This is a genomic window from bacterium, from assembly GCA_036524115.1.
Lineage (GTDB): Bacteria > JAUVQV01 > JAUVQV01 > JAUVQV01 > DATDCY01 > DATDCY01.
Genome location: DATDCY010000349.1, coordinates 1 through 1643 on the forward strand (window position 1 = coordinate 1; position 1643 = coordinate 1643).

The following is a 1643-nucleotide window of genomic DNA, read 5'->3' on the forward strand; positions in this document are numbered from 1 at the left end:
ATCGCCCGGGCCGGCGCCTTTTCGAGCGTGCTGATCGGCCTCGTGGTCTTCGTCAGCTTCCGCTCGCTGCCGGCGCTGGCGCTGGTCTTCCTGCCGATGGGCTTCGGCATCCTCTGGGCCTTCTCGCTGGTGCCGCTGACCGTCGGCGACTTCAACCTCGTCACCGCGTTCATCGTCGGCATCATGTTCGGGCTCGGCGTCGAGAACTCCATCTACCTCGTCAAGGACTTCCAGAAGGAGCTGGCGCACCGCGGCCCCGAGGAGGCGCTGCTCGAGACCTACCTGACGACCGGCCCCTCGGTGATCATCTCGGGGCTCACCACCGGCTTCTCGCTGCTGCTGCTCACCGCGGTCTCGACCTTCCGCGGCTTCTCCGAGTACGGCTTCATCGGCTTTCTCGCTATCATGCTGATCATGGCCTCGATGTTCGTGGTGCTCCCCGCCACGCTCGTGCTCGCCCAGCGGGCGGGCCTGCTCGCGCCCTACCGCACCGCGCTGCCGCGGGTGCCCCGGCCGCGCGCGCCGGTGACGGCGACGCTGCTGGCCGTCCTCGTGGCGGCCGCGGCGTTCGCGGCACTGGCCACGCGCTTCGACTACAACTTCCACAACTTCCGGTTCGACCGGCGCAAGGTCGGCGACTCCCAGCAGGTGCGCGACCGCCAGAACCAGGTCTACGCCGGCTCGATGTCGCCGGGGGCGGTCTACGTCGCCGACGACTTCGCCGCGGCGGACCGGCTCGCGGCCGAGCTCGCCGCGGCCAAGGCGCGCCCCGGCACGACGATCGGCCGCGTGCGCAGCCTGCGCGACCTCGTGCCCGACGCGCGGACGCTCGGGGACCGGCACGCGCTGCTCGAGGAGATCCGCGGGGAGCTCTCGGGCGGCTGGACGCGCAAGGTCACCGACACGGACGAGCGCCGGCTCATCGACGACTTCCGCGCCTGGGACGAGCCGGCGGGCGCCCTCGGCGTCACGGACATCCCCGACTCGATCCGCCGGCCGCTGCTGACCAAGGACGGCACCGGCAGGGTCATCGTCTCGATCCACCCGGCGGTCGAGCGCATGGACGCGCGCAACGCGATGAGCTTCGGCCGCGAGCTCGGCGGGCTTCCGCAGGTGGCGGGCGTCGTCGGGCCGATCGGCGAGACCGTCGTCTTCGGCGAGATCCTGCGCCTCGTGCTCGACGAGGGGCCGCGGATCGTCCTGATGACGCTGGCGCTGGTCTTCGCGATCGTCTTCGCCTACCAGCGCTCGCTCGGCCAGACGCTGCTCATCCTCTTCCCGCTCGTGGCCGGCGTGGTCCTCTCGCTCGGCGTGCTCGCGGCCGCGGGGCTGAAGCTGAACTTCTTCAACATCATCGTCATCCCGAGCCTCCTCGGCATGGGCGTCGACAGCGGCGTCCACTACTTCCGCCGCTGGCGCATGCACGGCGGCGACGTGATGGCGGCGCAGCGCGAGCTGTTCGAGCCGATGTCGGTCGCCAACTGGACGACGGCGATCGGCTACGGCGGGATGATCTTCGCGAACCACCCCGGCATCCGCTCCATCGGCTACTTCGCCGTGATCGGCGCGCTGTGCGCCTGGGTGACGAACCTCTTCCTCTTCCCAGGCCTGCTCACCTGGATCGCGCGCCGCCGCGTCCCGGC

The 1643-nt window shown here is 71.0% G+C and carries 1 protein-coding gene; it reads left to right on the forward strand.

Annotation, left to right across the window (positions count from 1 at the left end; translation table 11 throughout):
* On the forward strand, positions 1-1643 hold a 1643-nt coding region (locus VI078_17180), incomplete at both ends, for an MMPL family transporter (GenBank protein HEY6001019.1).